Source organism: Zunongwangia atlantica 22II14-10F7 (assembly GCF_002094855.1).
GTDB classification, from domain to species: domain Bacteria; phylum Bacteroidota; class Bacteroidia; order Flavobacteriales; family Flavobacteriaceae; genus Zunongwangia; species Zunongwangia atlantica.
In genome coordinates, this window is the sequence record NZ_ARYN01000018.1 from 1 (window position 1) to 18,255 (window position 18,255).

The window sequence follows — 18,255 nt, forward strand, 5'->3', positions numbered from 1 at the left end:
ATGCCGACTGGCGGTGTTTCCCCAACGGCAGAGAATTTAAAAGAATGGATGACAGCCGGGGTGCATTGTGTGGGAATTGGTTCCAAGCTGTTCATCAAAAATGAAGACGGTAAGTTCGACTATAAAAAAGTGCAGCAACAGGTGACTTCAGCTATTCAAATCGTTAAAGAGCTAAGAGCATGATCAGGAAATTGCTTATTGTTTTAGGGGTGTTCTTTATGCTGGGATGTACCAAAGATTCTTCAGTAAAAGAATTAAAACTGGCGCATAGCCTTAGTAATAGTCATCCAGTACATAAAGCAATGACTTATTTTGCAGAAAGAGTGGCTCTGCATTCCGAAGGGAAAATGGAGATTAAGATCTATCCAAGTAGTCAGTTAGGATCAGAGCGTGAATGTTTAGAATTACTTCAGTTAGGAAGTTTGGCGATGACGAAAGTTTCTTCCGCAGTGATGGAAAACTTCTCTCCAAAATTGAAGGTTTTCGGCTATCCTTATTTATTTGAATCCAAAAAGCAACGTTATGCACTCTATGATAGTGATCTGGGAAAAGAACTTTTAGCTGATGGCGAGAAATACTGGCTGCATGGATTAACCTATTTTGACGCCGGAAGTCGAAGTTTTTACACTAAAAATACACAAATCACTAAGCCTTCAGATCTAAAAGGATTAAAAGTGCGAGTGATGCAAAGTCCCACGGCGATTAAACTGGTAAATGCAATGGGGGGCTCGCCTACACCGGTGTCCTGGGGAGAATTATATACTTCATTGCAGCAGGGAGTAGTTGATGGCGCAGAAAATAACTTGCCAAGTTTTTACTCATCAAAGCATTACGAGATCTGCAAAAATCTATGTCTCGATAAACATAGCTCTTTGCCTGATATTTTAGTGATGAGTTCTATTATTTATGAAGATCTTAATGAGCAGGAAAAGAACGTTTTAAGGCTAAGTGCACAGGAAGCCGCAATAGAGCAGCGCAGATTATGGGAAAAGGCAGAAAAGGAATCCTTGGTCGAAATCAAAAAAGCCGGAGTAAAAGTAACTGAGCCTGATATCGAGGTATTCAAAAAAGAAAGTGAAGCGATAATAACCAATTTGAAATCTGAAAATCCTGAATTATATAAATTGATCCAAGAGATAAAATCTATACAACCATGAAAAAACTAGATTTTTATTTGGGCTGGTTTATAGTTTTGTTACTAAGTGCTATGCTTTTTACTGTTCTATGGGGCGTGTGTGCTAGATACATTATGGATAGCCCAAGTTCCTGGACTGAAGAGCTTGCTCGATTTTTTCTTATTTGGGTGAGTATGCTTGGAGCAGCTTATGTCTCGGGAAAACGAGATCATATCACGATAGATCTTTGGCCAGAGCATGTGATCAAAAAATATGGTAGGATAATGGATGTAAGCGTTAGCTTGGTGATTATTCTATTTGTTTTTGCCGTTTTTATTGTTGGGGGAATACGATATATCTATGTTTCATTTAAACTTTGGCAAACATCAGCTGCATTAGAGATTCCCATGGGATATATTTATCTAATCTTACCATTAACAGGTTTTTGTGTGCTTTTTTACCGAATAGGATTTCTAATTAAAGATTTAAAATGATAGAGATGGAAATAATTGTACTTGCTGTAAGTTTTGTGGTATTAGTAGGAATACGAGTTCCCGTGGCATGGAGCATAGGTATTGCATCTTTAATAACCTTATTTTTTAGTATTGATTCTTTGCCCGCTGTTGCAACTATTGCACAACGAATGGTCACAGGACTTGATAGTTTTTCGTTATTAGCCATTCCGTTTTTTATTTTGGCAGGGCACTTAATGAATAGTGGGGGTATTGCAAAAAGACTCATAGCTTTCGCGAAAGCGCTCGTAGGAAGTTTACCGGGAGGATTGGCTCACGTAAATATTGTGGCAGCGATGCTTTTTGGAGCTATAGCAGGTTCAGCAGGAGCAGCGGCAGCGGCAATTGGTAGTTTTATGAGTACTAAAATGGAAGAAGAAGGCTATACCAAAGAATATGGGGTGGCGGTAAATGTTACTTCTGCAACTACAGGCTTGTTAATTCCGCCTAGTAATATTTTTATTATTTATTCTTTAGCAAGTGGCGGCGTAAGTATTGGCGCCTTATTTTTAGCGGGTTATATTCCTGGTATTTTAACAGGTTTAATTTTAATGATCATTGCTTTAGTTTGGGCAAAACGAAAAGGTTTTCCTACAGCAAAACGTTCTTCGATGAATCAGGTTTTAAAAAGCTTTTTGGATGCTTTACCTAGTTTAATGTTGCTTTTGGTGATTATCGGCGGAATCGTTGGTGGCATTTTTACTGCAACCGAAGCTTCATCTGTAGCCGTGGTGTATTGCTTAATTCTTGGTATGGTTTATAAAGAACTGAGTTTCGATAAATTGAAGGGAATTTTAATAAAATCGGCTGAAACTATTGCACTTGTAATGATCCTAATTGCATTGAGTATCGCGATGTCCTGGGTGATGTCTTATGCAGATATTCCAGAGCAGGTAACTTCGGCCTTATTGGGTTATAGCGAGAATCCGATCGTAGTGATGATCATGATCAATATTATTCTATTGGTGATTGGTATTTTTATGGATATGACGCCAGCAGTATTAATTTTTACTCCAATTTTCCTACCTGTAGTTACGGCATTAGGCGTAGATCCTGTTCATTTTGGGGTGATAATGGTTTTAAATTTATGCATAGGTTTATGTACGCCACCGGTAGGATCAGTTTTATTTATTGGAGTAGGAGTAGCAAATACCAGTATTAGAAAAGTTATCAAACCTTTATTGCCATTGTTCGTAGGAATGATCGTTTCCCTGGCATTGGTGATTTTATTCCCTAAATTAAGTTTATGGCTGCCTGAATTATTTGGTCTCTAGATAGCGGTCCAAATTGGATGTTTTTAGCAGCTATTTTCTGAAATCTAAATTTATTTTTTTCGTAAACTGGAGGCTCTTACTATAACTTCGGTGTCTAAAACAGTGATTTCTGAAACGCCTTGCTCGATCTTTTTATCGGCATGTTCCAGAATTCTTTTGGTAGAAAGCTCGCCCATTTTCATTGCGGGATGTGAGATCGAAGAAAGTGCCGGCTCTACGATCGAAGCTATAGGATCGTCATTAAAACCAATTACGGCAAGTTCTTCAGGAATTTTCACTCCCTGCTTTTTAGCCTGCATGATCGCACTCACGGCCGCAGTATCATTAGATGAGAAGATCGCATCGGGTGGTTTTTTCATATTTAGTAATTTTGAAGTAGCTTCCTGGCCTTCTTCAAAACTCATGGTATTCATGTAAATCAGTAGCTCTTTATCTGGAGTTATACCATGTGCTTTTAAAGCATCGATATAACCATTTTTCCGAAGTTTATAAATATTAAGATGTTGTGCTCCAGCAAAATGCGCTATTCGTGTACATCCCTGCTGAATTAAATGCTCGGTAGCTTTATAACCAGCGGAATAATTGTCGATGATCACCCGGTAACTATTAAGATCTGAAGGTACACGGTCCACAAAAACCACAGGAATATCCTGCTCTAGGAATTGCTTAAAATGATCTGCATTTTTAGTTTCCATACTTAGTGAAGCTACAATACCACAAACGCGGCTATCGTAAAGCGCCTTTGCATTGGCAACTTCATTCTTGTAATTATCGTCAGATTGAGAAATAAGAACATTGTATCCGGCAGCTCTGGCCGAATTTTCTACACCGCTAATAAGAGAAGAAATGAAAGGCCTGTTAATTCTGGCAATAAGAATTCCAATATTGTTACTTCTGTTGTTTCTAAGACTCGCCGCTAAAGAATTTGGTCTGTATCCCAGCTTTTTCGCCGTTTCCTGAATTTGTTTTGTAGTATCCTTTCCAATACTCTTGTGATTTTTAAGTGCTCTGGAAATAGTGCTGGGAGAATAATTCAACTCATTGGCAATGTCGTAAATAGTTACAACCTTATTTTTCTTTTTGCTCATCCTTTTTTGGTTCTTTCAGCTTATCAATCAGAAAATATTCTGCGTCCTAATATATTTCTAAATAGAAATCTTGTGAATTCGAGCAAAATACGAATTTTGCTTCAGTTAGGCTCAAACGGTTTAACAAATTTAACCTTTTCTATAATTTACGCAACCGATTGCCTTTATTTTTGTTTCTAAACTCTTTTTGAATATCATAAAATTATATAAATAACTGATTATCAGTTTAAAAAGTGTTTTAAATTTTACGAATACGATTGAGTAATTTTTCCTATATTTATCATCATAATATAAAACTTTAATTAAAAATGAATAAGCGCTCTTTGTATTCTGTGATGCTAATCGGCTTGATTTTAATGTCTTGTAAAAATGAAGCCGAAAAAGATAAAACAGAAGAAAAGTCTGATGTTTCTGAAACCGCTCAAAACGATGTTAGAAAAGTAGAAACTGAGCCTTTAGTGACCAAAGATTTTACGGCAGATCCTTCAGCTCACGTGTTTAATGATAAAATATACATTTACCCAAGTCATGATTTCGATTCTGGTGTTCCTGAAGATGACCTTGGGAATCACTTTAATATGAGAGATTATCACGTCTATTCTATGGATAGTGCAGGTGGTGAAGTTACAGATCACGGCGTTGTTTTAGATGTAGATGATGTAGAGTGGGCAACACGCCAAATGTGGGCACCAGATGCAGCAGAGAAAGACGGTAAATATTACCTGTATTTTCCGGCAAAAGACGAAAACGATATCTTTAGAATTGGTGTGGCTGTGGCTAATACTCCAGAAGGGCCATTTACGCCAATGCCAGATTATATTGAAAATTCTTACAGTATAGATCCTGCGGTTTTCGAGGATACGGATGGTGAATATTATATGTATTTTGGTGGAATTTGGGGTGGACAGTTACAACGCTGGGAGACCGGAAGTTTTGCAGATGCAGATAAATATCCGGTAGATAGTGTAAAAGCAATAGAGCCAAGAATTGCGAAATTAGATAAAAACATGGTCTCTTTTAGCGAAGAGCCAAAGAGAATTCAACTGTTAGATGAAGAAGGAAATGACCTTCTTACAGGTGATAACGACCGTCGTTTCTTTGAAGCTGCCTGGGTGCATAAGATCGATGGGACCTATTACCTATCGTATTCAACAGGAGATACACATAAAATTGTTTACGCTACTTCAGATAATCCTTACGGACCTTTTACTTATCAAGGAGTGATCTTAGAACCGGTATTAGGTTGGACTAACCATCATTCTATTGTTCAGTTTAAAGGAAAATGGTATTTGTTTTTTCATGATAGTTCACTTTCAAAAGGAAAAACATTTTTAAGAAGTGTAAAGATGACCGAGCTTACATTTAACGAGGACGGCTCTATACAAACTATTAATGCTGCTGTTCAGGATTCAATAAACTAAGCAATGCGTTTTTTTTATCTGTTACTTTTTTTATTTACTAATACGCTGTTAGCCCAGGTTCGTTTACCAAAATTGGTGAGTGACGGGATGGTTTTACAGCGTAATAGTAATGTACGTATTTGGGGATGGGCTTCAGAAGGAGAAGCGGTTGAAATAAAATTTCAGCAAAAAACTTACAAAACCAATTCAGAAGGTGGTAAATGGGAAATTTTTCTTGAAGATCCTTCGGTTGGAGGACCCTATAAAATGGAAATTTCAGGAGAAAATGATATCCAATTAGATTCTCTTTATGTAGGTGATGTTTGGCTATGTTCTGGTCAGTCGAATATGGAACTTCCCATGTCTCGTGTAGCGCCAAAATATCCAGAAGAAATAAAGACGGCCAATAATCCTGAAATTAGATATTTTCAGGTGCCAAAAAAATATAATCTTTCTGAAAAGTTAGATGATATTTCTCGCGGGAAATGGGTTGCAGTGCATCCAAATACCATTGGCGATTTTGCAGCTGTACCGTATTTCTTTGCTAAAAAACTTTACGAAAATTATCAAATCCCAATAGGTTTGATCGATGCCAGTCTTGGTGGTTCACCTGTTGAAGCCTGGATGAGTGAAAAAGCGCTTAAAAATTTTCCAGAAGCTATTGCTGAAGTAGAAAGGCTAAAGCCTGAAGGCACGATCGATAGTTTAGAACGACTAGATCAAGACCGAATTAAAAATTGGTACACCAGAATAAATGCTGAAGATCTTGGTGTAAAAAATGCCTGGAAAACATCGAATATCGATGATAGCGATTGGAAGAGTATCGAAATGCCTGCATTATTAAATGAACAGGTAAACGGAGTGATTTGGTTTAGAAAGAAATTTGAGGTTAAAAGTCAATTTTCGGGAAAATCGGCTTCACTTTTAATTGGGAGAATGGTCGATGCAGATTCGGTTTTTGTAAACGGAACTTTTGTAGGGAATACAACTTATCAATATCCCCCAAGAAGATATAAAATTCCGTCTAATCTTTTAAAAGCTGGAGAAAATACAATTGCAGTAAAATTAATTAGCGAAAGAGGTAGTGTGGGATTTGTAAAAGATAAAGATTACCAGATCATTTTTGAAAGCGATAGCATCGATCTTGCAGGAACTTGGAAATATAAAGTGGGTAAGGCAGCAAAAGCTTTGCCATCGCAAACTTTTTATCAATGGAAACCAACCGGACTTTATAACGCAATGATACATCCTTTGCTGGATTACAATATTAAAGGTGCTATTTGGTATCAGGGAGAATCGAATACGGGCGAGGCTGAAAAATACAGCGAGTTATTTCCAACTATGATCGAGAGCTGGAGAGAAAATTGGCGTCAAGATTCTTCAAATTTTCCGTTTCTTTTTGTGCAGCTGGCTAATTTTATGGAAAGTCGGGAATATCCAAAAGATTCTAATTGGGCTCGACTTAGAGAATCGCAAAAAGATGCCTTAAAAGTATCGAAAACCGGTATGGCCGTGATCATCGATGTAGGCGAGTGGAACGATATTCATCCTTTAGATAAAAAAACGGTTGGTGATCGCCTGGCAACTTCAGCAAAAAAAGTGGCTTATGGCGAAACTTCAGTAGTTGCTTCCGGGCCAATGTATACTTCTTCAGAAATTAAAGAAGATTCGATCATATTGAATTTTGATCATGTAGGCAGCGGTTTAAAAACTAAGAATGCTGAAGAATTAAAAGGTTTTGCAATTGCCGGGAGCGATAAAAAATTCGTTTGGGCAATAGCTAAGATCGAAGGAGATAAAGTGATCGTCTATAGCCCAAAAGTAGATCATCCCGTAGCAGTTCGCTACGCCTGGGCAGATAATCCCCAAAACGCGAATTTATATAACGAAGAAGATTTGCCGGCATCGCCGTTTAGAACCGATGACTGGGCGCAAGAATAACTTAGAATTTTGCAGTTGATTAACAAATCTCTGGTTGAGTTTAACCCCGCACCCAGCCAGAGATAATCAATCAAAAACACAAAAATGAGTATTGAAACAGAACATAAAATAGAAACCTATTTCCTTGAAAATTCGGGCGGCACTAAGCTGAGTCTTATTAATTATGGCGGCCGAATTATTAATCTTGAAGTACCGGATGGAAATGGAAAGTTTGGGAATGTGGTATTAAATCTTAGTGAAGAAGATTACTTAAAGCCAAATCCATTTATTGGGGCTTTAATTGGGAGATACGCTAACCGAATTGCAAATGCCAGTTTTAGGTTGAATGGAGAGACTTACGAGGTCGATAAAAATGAAGGTGAAAATTGCCTGCATGGCGGTGTTGGAGGTTTTGATGCTGTTTTTTGGGACGTTGAAAAACTAAGCGAGTCTAAAGTAGTTTTAAGCTATGATAGTCCGCATTTAGAAATGGGATTTCCGGGAAATCTAAAAGTGAAAGTTTATTACGAACTCACTGATGCCAATGAATTAAAGATTTTTTATCGTGCTATTTCTGATATGGAAACGATCATTAATCTAACGCAACATTCTTATTTTAATCTTACGGCAGATTTTAATAAAAACATCGAAGATCATGAGGTGTTAATAAATGCTGACTCGTTTTTACCAATTTCAGGAACTATTCCAACCGGGGAATTTCGAGCTGTAGCAAATGATGTTTTTGATTTTAGAAAGCCGAAAAAAATTATAGCTGAAATTAACCAAAATGAACAACAATTAGAAACTGCCGGTGGTTACGATCATTGTTTTATTCTGAATAAAGAAAATAATAAAGACTTAAGTTTTGCGGCATGCGCTTACGATCCTGAAACTGGTCGATTTTTAGAAGTTTTTACTACAGAACCAGGAATGCAATTCTATACCGGGAATTCTTTAGATGGAAGTCTTAAAATCCCGAATCAAACAGGGAATTATAAAAAGCGATCTGGTTTTTGTTTTGAGACACAGCATTTCCCTGATTCTCCAAATCGTCCCGATTTTCCTTCAGTGATTTTGCAGGCAGGAGAGGAGTTTTCTTCAGAAACGATTTATAAATTTTCAGTAAAAACTGAAGAAAATAATAAGATATAACAATTTCAAATTGAAAAAGAGATTTAGAATGTTACGAACATTAAAACATAGAACTGGAATCGGCTTGATCATAGCATCATTTTTAATATTGCTGGCATCCTGCGGCTCTTCTAATTCTACTTCAAAAAATAATGAAAATCAACAAAAATGGGTGGGGAGTTGGAGTACCGCTCCGCAACTAGTTGAGCCAAGAAATGTGCCACCAGCACCGGGCTTAACAGGAAATACATTGCGGCAAATTATTAGTCCGTCTTTAGGAGGAAAAAGCATCCGACTAAAATTCTCTAACGAGTTTAGTGATCGTCCTGTAGAAATGAAATCTGTAGAAATCGCGATAGTCACAGAGCAACCTTCAATTGATATTTCAACAAAGAAAACTTTGAAATTCGATGGAGAGGAAGGAGTTAGCATGCCGGCAGGTGAAGCGGTGTTTTCAGACGCTTTAACTTTCGAATTTAATCCTAGAACAAAGTTGGCGATCACCATTAAATTTGGTGAAACAGCCGAAAAAATTACCGGGCATCCAGGTTCCAGAACCACTTCGTATTTAGTGGAAGGAAATCAGGAAATTGCAGAAGAAGATTTTACAAAGGCTGTAACCACAGATCATTGGTATGCAATAAATACCCTTGAAGTAATGGCTGTCGAGAATGCTTCGGCAATTGCGATTCTTGGAAACTCTATCACAGATGGGCGTGGCTCTGGAACCAATAAGCAAAATCGCTGGCCAGATATTTTAGCCGAGAGTTTACTTCAGCATTCAGAAACAAAAAACGTGGGAGTGCTAAACATGGGAATCGGTGGAAATGCTGTGTTAAGAGGTGGTTTAGGACCAACAGGATTAAATCGTTTTGACCGTGATATTTTAAGCCAAAATGGGGTAAAGTATCTAATCATTATGGAAGGCGTGAATGATCTTGGTGGGACGCCAGATAGCACAGCAGCATTTAATGTGGCTAATGGCTTGATCGAAGCCTATAAAACCATGATCGATAAAGCACACGCTAAAGATATAAAGGTGTATGGTGGTACGATCACACCTATTGAAAAGTCATTTTATTATAAAGATTATAGAGAAGAAGCGCGCCTAAAGGTGAACGATTGGATAAGAAATAGTGGCGCATTCGATGCGGTGATCGACTTTTCGAAATTCCTTGAAAATCCTGATGAGCCAAATGTAATTCATCCAGACCTGCAATCTGGTGATTATTTACATCCTAACGAGAAAGGTTATAAAGTAATGGGCGAATCTATTGATCTTTCACTTTTCACGAAATAAAAATTAATTCGAAAACTAAATAAAATCAGATTATATAATTAATAAGCCTAACAATGAACAGAAAGATATTATTTATTCTGCCATTATTCCTTGCGTTATTTTCCTTTTTAGGGAAAAATAATGGTGAAATCGACGAAACTAAACCAAAAAAAAATGAGCCCGTATTCTCGAAAGTGGTTTATAATGGTAATGACGATGTTTACAAAGAAAATCCTTTAAAAGAAGGAGAGTTTTACAATCCTATTTTGCAGGGAACTTACCCAGATCCTGCGATCACCAGAAAAGAAGACGATTATTATATGGTTTGTTCATCCTTTGCGATGTTTCCTGGAGTGCCTATTTTTCATTCAAAAGATTTAGTAAACTGGAAGCAAATTGGACACGTGTTAGAAAGAACGTCTCAGTTAGACGTAACCAATGCCGGGATAAGTAGAGGTGTATATGCTCCCGGAATAACCTACAACCCAAACAACGATACGTTTTACATGATCACTACGGCAATTACTGCCGGTATGGGGAATATCGTAGTGAAAACAAAAGATCCTATGAAGGGATGGAGCGATCCTATAAAATTAGATTTTGAAGGGATCGATCCTTCCATCTTTTTTGATGATGATGGATCGGCTTATGTGGTACATAACGATGCTCCAAAAGAAGCACTTTACCAGGGACATCGAGTAATTAAAGTGTGGGAATATGATATAGAGAAAGACCAGGTAATTCCTGGTACAGATAAAGTGATCGTAAATGGTGGTGTAGATTTGGCCAAGCAACCTATTTGGATCGAAGCTCCTCATATGTATAAAAAAGATGGAAGTTATTATCTAATGTGTGCTGAAGGTGGTACCGGTGGATGGCATAGTGAGGTGATCTTTAAAAGTGATTCGCCAAAAGGACCATTTATTCCTTCTGGAAATAACCCAATTTTATCACAACGTCATCTAAATACAAATCGTGAAAATAAAGTAGATTGGGCCGGGCATGCCGATTTGGTTAAAGGTCCAGATGATAAGTATTACGGAGTTTTTCTTGCGGTTAGACCCAATGAGGAAAATCGTGTAAATACAGGTAGAGAAACTTTTATTTTACCGGTAGACTGGTCTGGAGAATTTCCTGTTTTTGAAAACGGATTAGTGCCTTTAGAGCCGAAACTAGAAATGCCAGAAGGTGTAGAGAATAAAACTACTGAAGAGGGTTATTTTCCTAACGGAAATTTCACTTACGAAGAAGATTTTAGTGCAGATACTTTAGATTATCGCTGGATAAGCCTTAGAGCACCTCGTGAGAATTTTATCGAAAAAGATAAAAACGGATTAAAACTTAATCCGCTTGAAACCAATATCAACGAATTAGCGCCAACTTCGACTTTGTTCTATCGCCAGCAGCATAATAATTTTTCTTTTTCAGCAGAGATGAACTACACTCCAAAATTTGAAAAAGATCTTGCCGGAATTGTTTGTTTACAGAATGAAAACTTCAATTATGTTTTTGGAGTAACTAAAAAGGATAAGGATTACTATTTGTTGTTACAGCGTACAGAAGATTCAAAAAAGACCATCTTGGCCAGTAAGAAAATAGATTACAAAGGTGATCTGCAATTAAAAGTAGAAGCAGATGGTGATCAATATAAATTCAGTTTTGCAAAAGAAGGCGAGGACTTTACCAATCTTGGCGGAACAGTTTCTGGCGACATTTTATCTACAGATGTTGCGGGCGGTTTCACCGGTAGTATGATGGGATTATACGCAACTTCTGGAAACAATGCTGTACCCAACTAGATATCAAAAATTAGTATTCGGTTTTAACACACGCCGAATACTAATTTCAATATAAGGTTTACAAATTTCCTAAAAAATAAAAATTCCTCATAACAAGCCCTTGGTTTCGAGGTTTTTATTGGTGCCGCCAAAGGCTATAATATCCAGAAGCTCGCCATGAAATAAAAAATTTATCTCCAACAAATGCCTTGTGGGCTTGCCCGAGGTATTTTACTCAGAATTTATAAGTTATGAGAAACATAAGATCGATATTCGATGTTTTCGCAGTCCTTTTTTTGCTGCTAAGTTTTTCTGCAGAAGCACAAGATTACAAAGCATACCAGGATAGTATCAATAAATTGAACTATCAAAACTTTGTTCAAATGAAAAAGCAGTTGGGAATTACTGCTGAAAACAGGCCGGGACCTTCCGGGAATCCAGCTTCAGAAAATTCGGCTAATTTCGACGAAAGTAAAGTGAAATCTTACGATCTCCCTGAAGTATTGGTGAGTAATAACGGAAAGAAGATCACTACTGCTGAAGACTGGTGGGAAATTCGCAGACCAGAAATTGTGGAAGATTTTGAAACTTCAGTCTATGGTCGCCTACCAGAAAATATTCCCTCAGTAACATGGAATATTGTTTCAGAAAAGGATACAACCCTATATTCTTATCCTGTAACCGAAATTCTTTTAGAAGGTGTTGTTGATAATTCGGCTTATCCAGAGATCGAGGTGAAAATCGAACTTTTGGTCGGGATTCCTAAAAGAGCAAAAGAAGCTGTGCCTATGGTGATGGAATTTGGATTTATAAATTCACCCTTTGAAAGAAGTGCAAGCGAACCGGGTAGCTATTTTGCTTCGGCTTACGAGCCAAAGTGGAAGCAACAGGTATTATCACAAAATATAGGTTACGCGATTTTAGTTCCTAATAGTATCCAGGCAGATAATGGTGCAGGATTAACTTCAGGAATTATTGGTTTGGTAAATCATGGGAAACCCAGAAAGCCCGAGCAATGGGGAGCATTAAGAGCCTGGGGCTGGGGAGCAAGTCGCGCAATGGATTATTTTGAAACCAATCCTAAGATCGATGAAAACCGAATTGCAGTAGAAGGCGTTTCAAGATACGGGAAAGCAGCCATCGTAAGCATGGCTTTTGATGATCGAATTTCTCTAGGATTTTTTGGCTCTGCTGGAGCAGGCGGAACTTCTTTACTGCGAAGAAATTTTGGCGAACAGATAGAAAACCTAGCGAGTTCTGGAGAATATCACTGGTTCTGCGGAAATTTCATAAAATATGCCTCAACGTTAGAAACTGAAGATTTACCGGTAGATTCACATCAATTAGTTGCTTTATGCGCACCGAGACCTGTTTTTATTAGTTCTGGTTCTCATTTAGTTGAAGGGCAGTGGGTAGATGCAAAAGGAATGTTCTTAGCCGGAGTTCATGCAACACCGGTCTATGAGCTATTGGGTAAAACCGGATTAGAAAGTTTAGAATTTCCAAAACTGGGAACCGCTTTGGCCGATGGTGAAATCTCTTTTAGGCAGCATGCCGGTGGTCACAGCACAGGTCCAAACTGGAGTACATGGATTGCTTGGGCAAGCAGATATTGGAACTTTTGATGATTAATTTTAGAGCTATAGATGATTTTAGGCTTTTAAAATTATTAACTGATAAAAAACTGATGTATTTATTGAAAAATATATAAAATTAGATTATACTTGTAGTCTTAATAACTATTAGTGAAATGGAAAACAAAAACTCTTTCAACAATAAGCTTATCATCCTAATCACACTTGTAGCAAGCCTGGGAGGTTTGCTATTTGGTTACGATACCGCTGTGATCTCTGGAGCAGTTGGGGCGATGAACTCCTTTTTTATTAATCCGCTCGATAACGATAACGTTTTAGCTTCCGGAGCAATTATAGAATTTAAAAGTATCATTAGCATCGTATCAATTGGCGTGCTGGTACTATTTGGTTATTTCTTGTTCAAGTTTTTTAAGAAAGTAACCTCGATAGCCATAATCGTAATATTCCTTTTGATCGCTATCCCGTTATTCAAAATGTATTTCTTAGATCTTCCAGATGTTTTAACCGAGAACCTTAGAAATTCTATTTTAGGTTTTATGACGAGTAGTGCTCTGGTTGGATGTATTTTAGGTGCATCTTTTGGAGATTTTATAGCAAACTCGGTAGGACGTAGAAACGGATTAGTGATTGCTGCTATTCTATTTTTAATCTCTGCTTTAGGATCTGGATACCCAGAAGCTTTTAATGTATTTGGTATCCAAACACTTTCTTCTTTTATCATTTATAGAATTATTGGAGGAATGGGCGTAGGGGTCGCGAGTATGTTGGCACCGCTTTATATTGCTGAAATGGCGCCGGCTAATATTCGTGGAAAAATGGTTTCTTTTAATCAGCTGGCTATTGTAACCGGTATGTTGGTAGTGTATTTTGTGAATTACTTTATTGTGCAGGGACAATCTGATGACTGGATTACAGAATCGGGTTGGCGTTATATGTTTTTATCTGAAGTAATTCCTGCTTTCTTATTCTTTGTGCTTTTACTTTTTATGCCGAAGACTCCGCGTTTTGAGGTAATGAAAGGAAATGAAGAAAAAGCCAAGACGATATTAGATAAATTGAATGTAAAATCTTCTTCAGATAGAATTCTGTCTGAAATCAAAAACTCGTTCAAAACTAAGAAAGCACACTGGTTATTTTACGGGTGGCCGGTGATCATAGTAGGATTATTGCTTTCTGTTTTTCAGCAATTCGTAGGAATTAACGTGGTTTTATATTACGCTCCAGAAATTTTTAAAGGAATGGGTGTAGATACCAATGCTTCGATGTTGCAAACTATTATTGTCGGGGCTATAAATATGATCTTTACGGTAATTGCGATTATGACGGTAGATAATTTTGGTCGAAAAAAGCTTTTATTAATTGGTAGCGTAGTGATGGGAATTAGCATGATAGGTTTAGGATTCTCGCTATTTTCTGGAGCAGTTGGATTTACCTCTTTATTGTTGATGTTAGTTTATATTGCTGCTTTTGCAGTTTCCTGGGGACCGGTTACCTGGGTATTACTTTCAGAAATATTCCCAAATTCGATAAAGGGAGTAATGGCTGTTGCCGTTGCCGTGCAGTGGTTAGCGAATCTTGTAATTTCCTGGACTTTCCCAATTATGAATAACAATCCTTTCCTGGTAGATACCTTTAATCATGGATTCTCTTACTGGGTTTATGGCGCTTTTGCAGTAATTTCAGCGATATTTGTATGGAAATTCGTACCAGAAACCAAAGGAAGATCTTTGGAAGATATGGAACAACTTTGGCTTAAAAAGGAACAGGAATAAAAATGATACTCTTTTAAAATAGTATCTAAAAATATACAATATTGATATTCAGGATAGTTTGGTTTAGTAAAACTAAGCTATCCTGTTTTTTTTGTTCAAACTCGATAAAACGATTTATTATTTTCTGAAGAAATAGCTTGCAAGCGCATAAATAGTTGCTACATTTGCGTTCAATGAAAAAAATAACTGGATATACAGCTATTCTTACTGCGCTCTTAATTGCATTTGCGTTGGTATATCCTTATGTTCATATTTTTGAACATGGTTTTTCTCAGGATTCAATGTCAAAAGACCATACGCACATTGTGCAAATGGATAAGAATATCGTAAAATCTGGTATGGATTGTAAAATTTGCGATTTCCATTTTTCTGGCTTTGATTCACCAGAGTTCTTTACGTTCGATCTTTTTATCCCGAATAAAGAATCTGTTTATTCACTTTCACTATCGCAAACTATCTGGGACTGCCCAGATCCTTATTTTTCTTTACGGGCTCCACCAGCCATCCGTGCTTAATTAGTGTTTTTTAACGCCTAAAAACCCATTATGGATCTTTGTAGGTTTTAGGCAATGTTACATTTTTATTTACGGATTCGGTTTATGAAATTCTTTTGGATAGGTTTATACTTATCCCTGTTAACCTTCAATTCTTTTGCTCAGGATTTTAATTTTGAGCTTTCAGGAACAGTTACTTCTCAAACAGGGGATGCCTTAGATGGTGCTTATATTAAAGTTGGAGATCAATATTTTTGGACTTCAGAAGATGGTTTTTATTCAGCAAAATTAGCTGAAGGAACCTACCAAATCGAAGTTTCTATCATTGGCTTTACGTCATTAGATACGGTAATTCAGCTTCATGAAAATCGGAAATTAGACTTTGCTTTAGAGCAGTCTGTAAATGGCTTGGATGAGGTGATGTTAGAAGGACATCAGCATAAAAAAACGAGTCAGCAGGTCTTATATGTCGATAATGAGTATTTACATGAGCAATTTTCGGGTTCTCTTGCATCGAGTCTTGAAAAACTACCTGGATTCAACGCAATGCAAATTGGTTCTGGAGCGTCTAAACCAATAATTCGAGGGCTGGGTCTTAATCGTGTTGCCGTAGCAGAAAATGGCGTAAAACAGGAAGGGCAGCAATGGGGCGCAGATCATGGCTTAGAAATCGATGCGCTTCAGGTTGAAGATCTGGAAATAATTAAAGGAGTAGGTTCAATCGCTTATGGTAGTGATGCTTTGGGAGGCGTGGTGCGGATTAAGAATAACAAAGTGCCTGAAGATGGTTTATCGGGTAGCGTTTATACTTTCACTAAAAGTGTGAATAATAGTTTGGGAGGTTCTGCACAAATCGCTTATAAAAAGAATGATTGGTTTGTAAAAGGAAAATTAACCGGACTAACATTTGGGGATTATAATTTACCCACAGACCAGATCTCGTATTTAAATTTTGATATTCCCATTTACGACGAGCAATTAAAGAATACTGCGGGGAAAGAGCTCGATTGGTACACGCAGGTGGGAGTGGTTAAAGATCGATTTTCGTCTACCTTAAGTGTGAGTAATGTGTATCAAAAATCTGGGTTTTTCCCTGGTTCACATGGAATTCCAGATGTTAGCCGAGTACAACCAGATGGTGATACCAGAAATATAGAAGAACCTTTTCAGCGTGCTACGCATTTTAAAGTAATTAGTAATTCGAACTTTATTTTTAAGAATGGAGAATTAGATGTAGATCTTTCTTTCCAAAAAAATCATCGACAGGAATGGAGTTTGTTTCACACACATTACGCCGGGCAACAGCCACCAGAAATCAATCCAAATTTAGAATTGGATTTTGATCTGGATACCTACGGCGCAAAAACCACTTATCATCACGATTTTAATAAGCAACACGAAATTCAGGTTGGGCTGGATTTGCAATGGAAAAATAACGAAATACAGGGATTCAACTTCCTGTTACCAGAATATCAGTCGGCTAATTATGCGATTTTCGCCATTCACGAGTTCGAAGCTTCTAAGCAGAATTTATGGACTTTAGGTCTTCGTTTCGATTATGGAACGATCGATATGGAGGGGTATTACGATCCCAATTTGTATGAATTTTTAATAGGAAATAACCAATCTGAAGAAACAGCAACTGCTTACGCACAGCGAAGCCAGGATCTTAACCGTGATTTTACAAGTTTTAATGCTCGTCTAGGTTGGGATCATCAGTTTAACGACCAATTTAGCAGTAAAGTTAATTTAGGAACGGCTTTTCGTATACCAACAGCGATAGAACTTGGTGCAAACGGAATTCATCATGGATCTTTCAGGCATGAGCAAGGCGACCCAAATCTCGATCCTGAGCAGGGTTTTATGGCCGATGTAAGTTTAAATTATGCTGAAAATTCATGGAATATCAACCTGAGTCCGTATGCCTATTTTTTCAGTAATTATATTTTTTTACGTCCTAGCGGAACTTTTTCGTTGCTGCCACATTCCGGGCAATTGTATAGTTATACCGAATCTGAAGCTTTACTTACCGGTTTAGAACTGAAGATCGATAAGGAACTTGGTCGTTGGCATTTTGGTGTAGCAGGAGAATATTTATACAATCAGCAGTTAACTTCCAGCAGGTCGCGCAATTATCCGTTACCGTTTACGCCAGCAAATAATGTGTTTACTGAAGTTGGTTACCAGCTTTTCAAAGATTCTAAAGTTTTTAACGCTTCAGAAGTAAATATCAATAATAGATCTGTGATGAAGCAAGATCGAATTGCTCAGGGCGAAGATATCACGCCGGGCTATTCGCTTTGGGGAATGGGTTTTCAAACTAAGCTAAAATTCGATGATTTTAAGGCCAATATTAACTTCAGAATAGATAATCTTTTCAATACAAAGTATTTTAACCATACCAGTTTTTATCGCCGATTGCAAATTCCCGAGATGGGAAGAAATATTCAGCTGAGTATTAAAATTCCATTTGGACAGTCATGAAAAATTGGTGGTTAAAACATATAAGTCGCTTTTTATTGGTTTTACTGCCGGTTGGTCCAATTTTATGGTCGGCGCATATCATTCTTAACGAGCATGCCAATTCTTTTGAGCAAAATGAGCTTAGTTTTCAGAAAATAGCATCACCACATACCTGTTCGCATTTTTTACATGGGGAATATCGCGGGATACTTCCGAAGGAAAATTATAAAGAAGAACTTCCATTAATAATCGTAGTTAAAAATGCCTTTTCTGAGGTTAGGATTAGCCACAAAACTTTTCATCAGTTAAGGTTTTTTGTTAGGGGACCTCCTGTTTTCGATTTAGTTTAAGACAAATACTTTTTACAAAATTCAAAATAACATAGCCTTAAAGGTTTTTTCCTTTTTGGAGGATAAATAATATAAAAATCTCAA

At 37.3% G+C, this 18,255-nt stretch carries 14 protein-coding genes and 1 pseudogene; 14 read left to right on the forward strand and 1 reads right to left on the reverse strand.

The window, feature by feature from the left end; all coding sequences use genetic code 11:
- The 4 genes and pseudogenes from IIF7_RS17230 to IIF7_RS17245 form a co-directional block, all read left to right on the forward strand.
- Nucleotides 1–183 (forward strand): annotated as a pseudogene (locus IIF7_RS17230) (bifunctional 4-hydroxy-2-oxoglutarate aldolase/2-dehydro-3-deoxy-phosphogluconate aldolase); the annotation flags it as partial.
- Nucleotides 180–1,157, forward strand: a complete 978-nt coding sequence (locus IIF7_RS17235) for a TRAP transporter substrate-binding protein (protein ID WP_084842931.1) — start codon at nt 180–182, stop codon at nt 1,155–1,157. The pseudogene IIF7_RS17230 and the gene IIF7_RS17235, both read left to right, overlap by 4 nt.
- Entirely contained in the window at nt 1,154–1,609 is a 456-nt protein-coding gene (locus IIF7_RS17240; protein ID WP_084842932.1) for a TRAP transporter small permease, read from the forward strand. The genes IIF7_RS17235 and IIF7_RS17240 overlap by 4 nt, the downstream gene beginning before the upstream one ends.
- 5 nt (nt 1,610–1,614) lie before the next feature.
- Complete coding sequence (locus IIF7_RS17245; RefSeq protein ID WP_084842993.1) at nt 1,615–2,901, forward strand: TRAP transporter large permease; 1,287 nt, start codon at nt 1,615–1,617, stop codon at nt 2,899–2,901.
- A 50-nt stretch (nt 2,902–2,951) separates the two neighbouring features.
- Here the strand turns inward: IIF7_RS17245 and IIF7_RS17250 are convergent, their stop codons facing one another.
- Complete coding sequence (locus IIF7_RS17250; protein ID WP_084842933.1) at nt 2,952–3,989, reverse strand: LacI family DNA-binding transcriptional regulator; 1,038 nt, start codon at nt 3,987–3,989, stop codon at nt 2,952–2,954.
- 308 nt (nt 3,990–4,297) lie between these two features.
- On the opposite strand from IIF7_RS17250, the gene IIF7_RS17255 reads away from it, so the two are divergent.
- The 10 genes from IIF7_RS17255 (at nt 4,298) to IIF7_RS17300 (ending at nt 18,171) form a co-directional block, all read left to right on the forward strand.
- Complete coding sequence (locus IIF7_RS17255) at nt 4,298–5,410, forward strand: glycoside hydrolase family 43 protein (protein ID WP_084842934.1); 1,113 nt, start codon at nt 4,298–4,300, stop codon at nt 5,408–5,410.
- A gap of 3 nt (nt 5,411–5,413) precedes the next feature.
- Nucleotides 5,414–7,330 (forward strand): sialate O-acetylesterase, encoded by a 1,917-nt coding sequence (locus IIF7_RS17260; protein WP_084842935.1) that lies wholly within the window; start codon nt 5,414–5,416, stop codon nt 7,328–7,330.
- A gap of 84 nt (nt 7,331–7,414) precedes the next feature.
- A complete protein-coding gene (locus IIF7_RS17265; protein WP_084842936.1) occupies nt 7,415–8,461 on the forward strand; it encodes an aldose epimerase family protein in 1,047 nt (348 codons plus the stop codon).
- 28 nt (nt 8,462–8,489) lie between these two features.
- Entirely contained in the window at nt 8,490–9,740 is a 1,251-nt protein-coding gene (locus IIF7_RS17270; RefSeq protein ID WP_084842937.1) for an SGNH/GDSL hydrolase family protein, read from the forward strand.
- Between the two features lie 53 nt (nt 9,741–9,793).
- Nucleotides 9,794–11,518, forward strand: a complete 1,725-nt coding sequence (locus IIF7_RS17275) for a glycoside hydrolase family 43 protein (RefSeq protein ID WP_084842938.1) — start codon at nt 9,794–9,796, stop codon at nt 11,516–11,518.
- A 230-nt stretch (nt 11,519–11,748) separates the two neighbouring features.
- The gene (locus IIF7_RS17280; RefSeq protein ID WP_084842939.1) at nt 11,749–13,122 is read left to right on the forward strand and encodes a glucuronyl esterase domain-containing protein; all 1,374 of its coding nucleotides are present in this window, start codon (nt 11,749–11,751) and stop codon (nt 13,120–13,122) included.
- Between the two features lie 125 nt (nt 13,123–13,247).
- Complete coding sequence (gene xylE / locus IIF7_RS17285) at nt 13,248–14,864, forward strand: D-xylose transporter XylE (RefSeq protein ID WP_084842940.1); 1,617 nt, start codon at nt 13,248–13,250, stop codon at nt 14,862–14,864.
- Between the two features lie 173 nt (nt 14,865–15,037).
- On the forward strand, nt 15,038–15,379 hold the full coding sequence (locus IIF7_RS17290; protein ID WP_084842941.1) for a hypothetical protein: 342 nt from the start codon (nt 15,038–15,040) through the stop codon (nt 15,377–15,379).
- Between the two features lie 84 nt (nt 15,380–15,463).
- Nucleotides 15,464–17,842 (forward strand): TonB-dependent receptor, encoded by a 2,379-nt coding sequence (locus IIF7_RS17295; protein WP_176218988.1) that lies wholly within the window; start codon nt 15,464–15,466, stop codon nt 17,840–17,842.
- The gene (locus IIF7_RS17300) at nt 17,839–18,171 is read left to right on the forward strand and encodes a hypothetical protein (RefSeq protein WP_084842943.1); all 333 of its coding nucleotides are present in this window, start codon (nt 17,839–17,841) and stop codon (nt 18,169–18,171) included. Before IIF7_RS17295 ends, IIF7_RS17300 begins: the two co-directional genes overlap by 4 nt.
- The last annotated feature ends 84 nt before the right edge of the window (nt 18,172–18,255 follow it).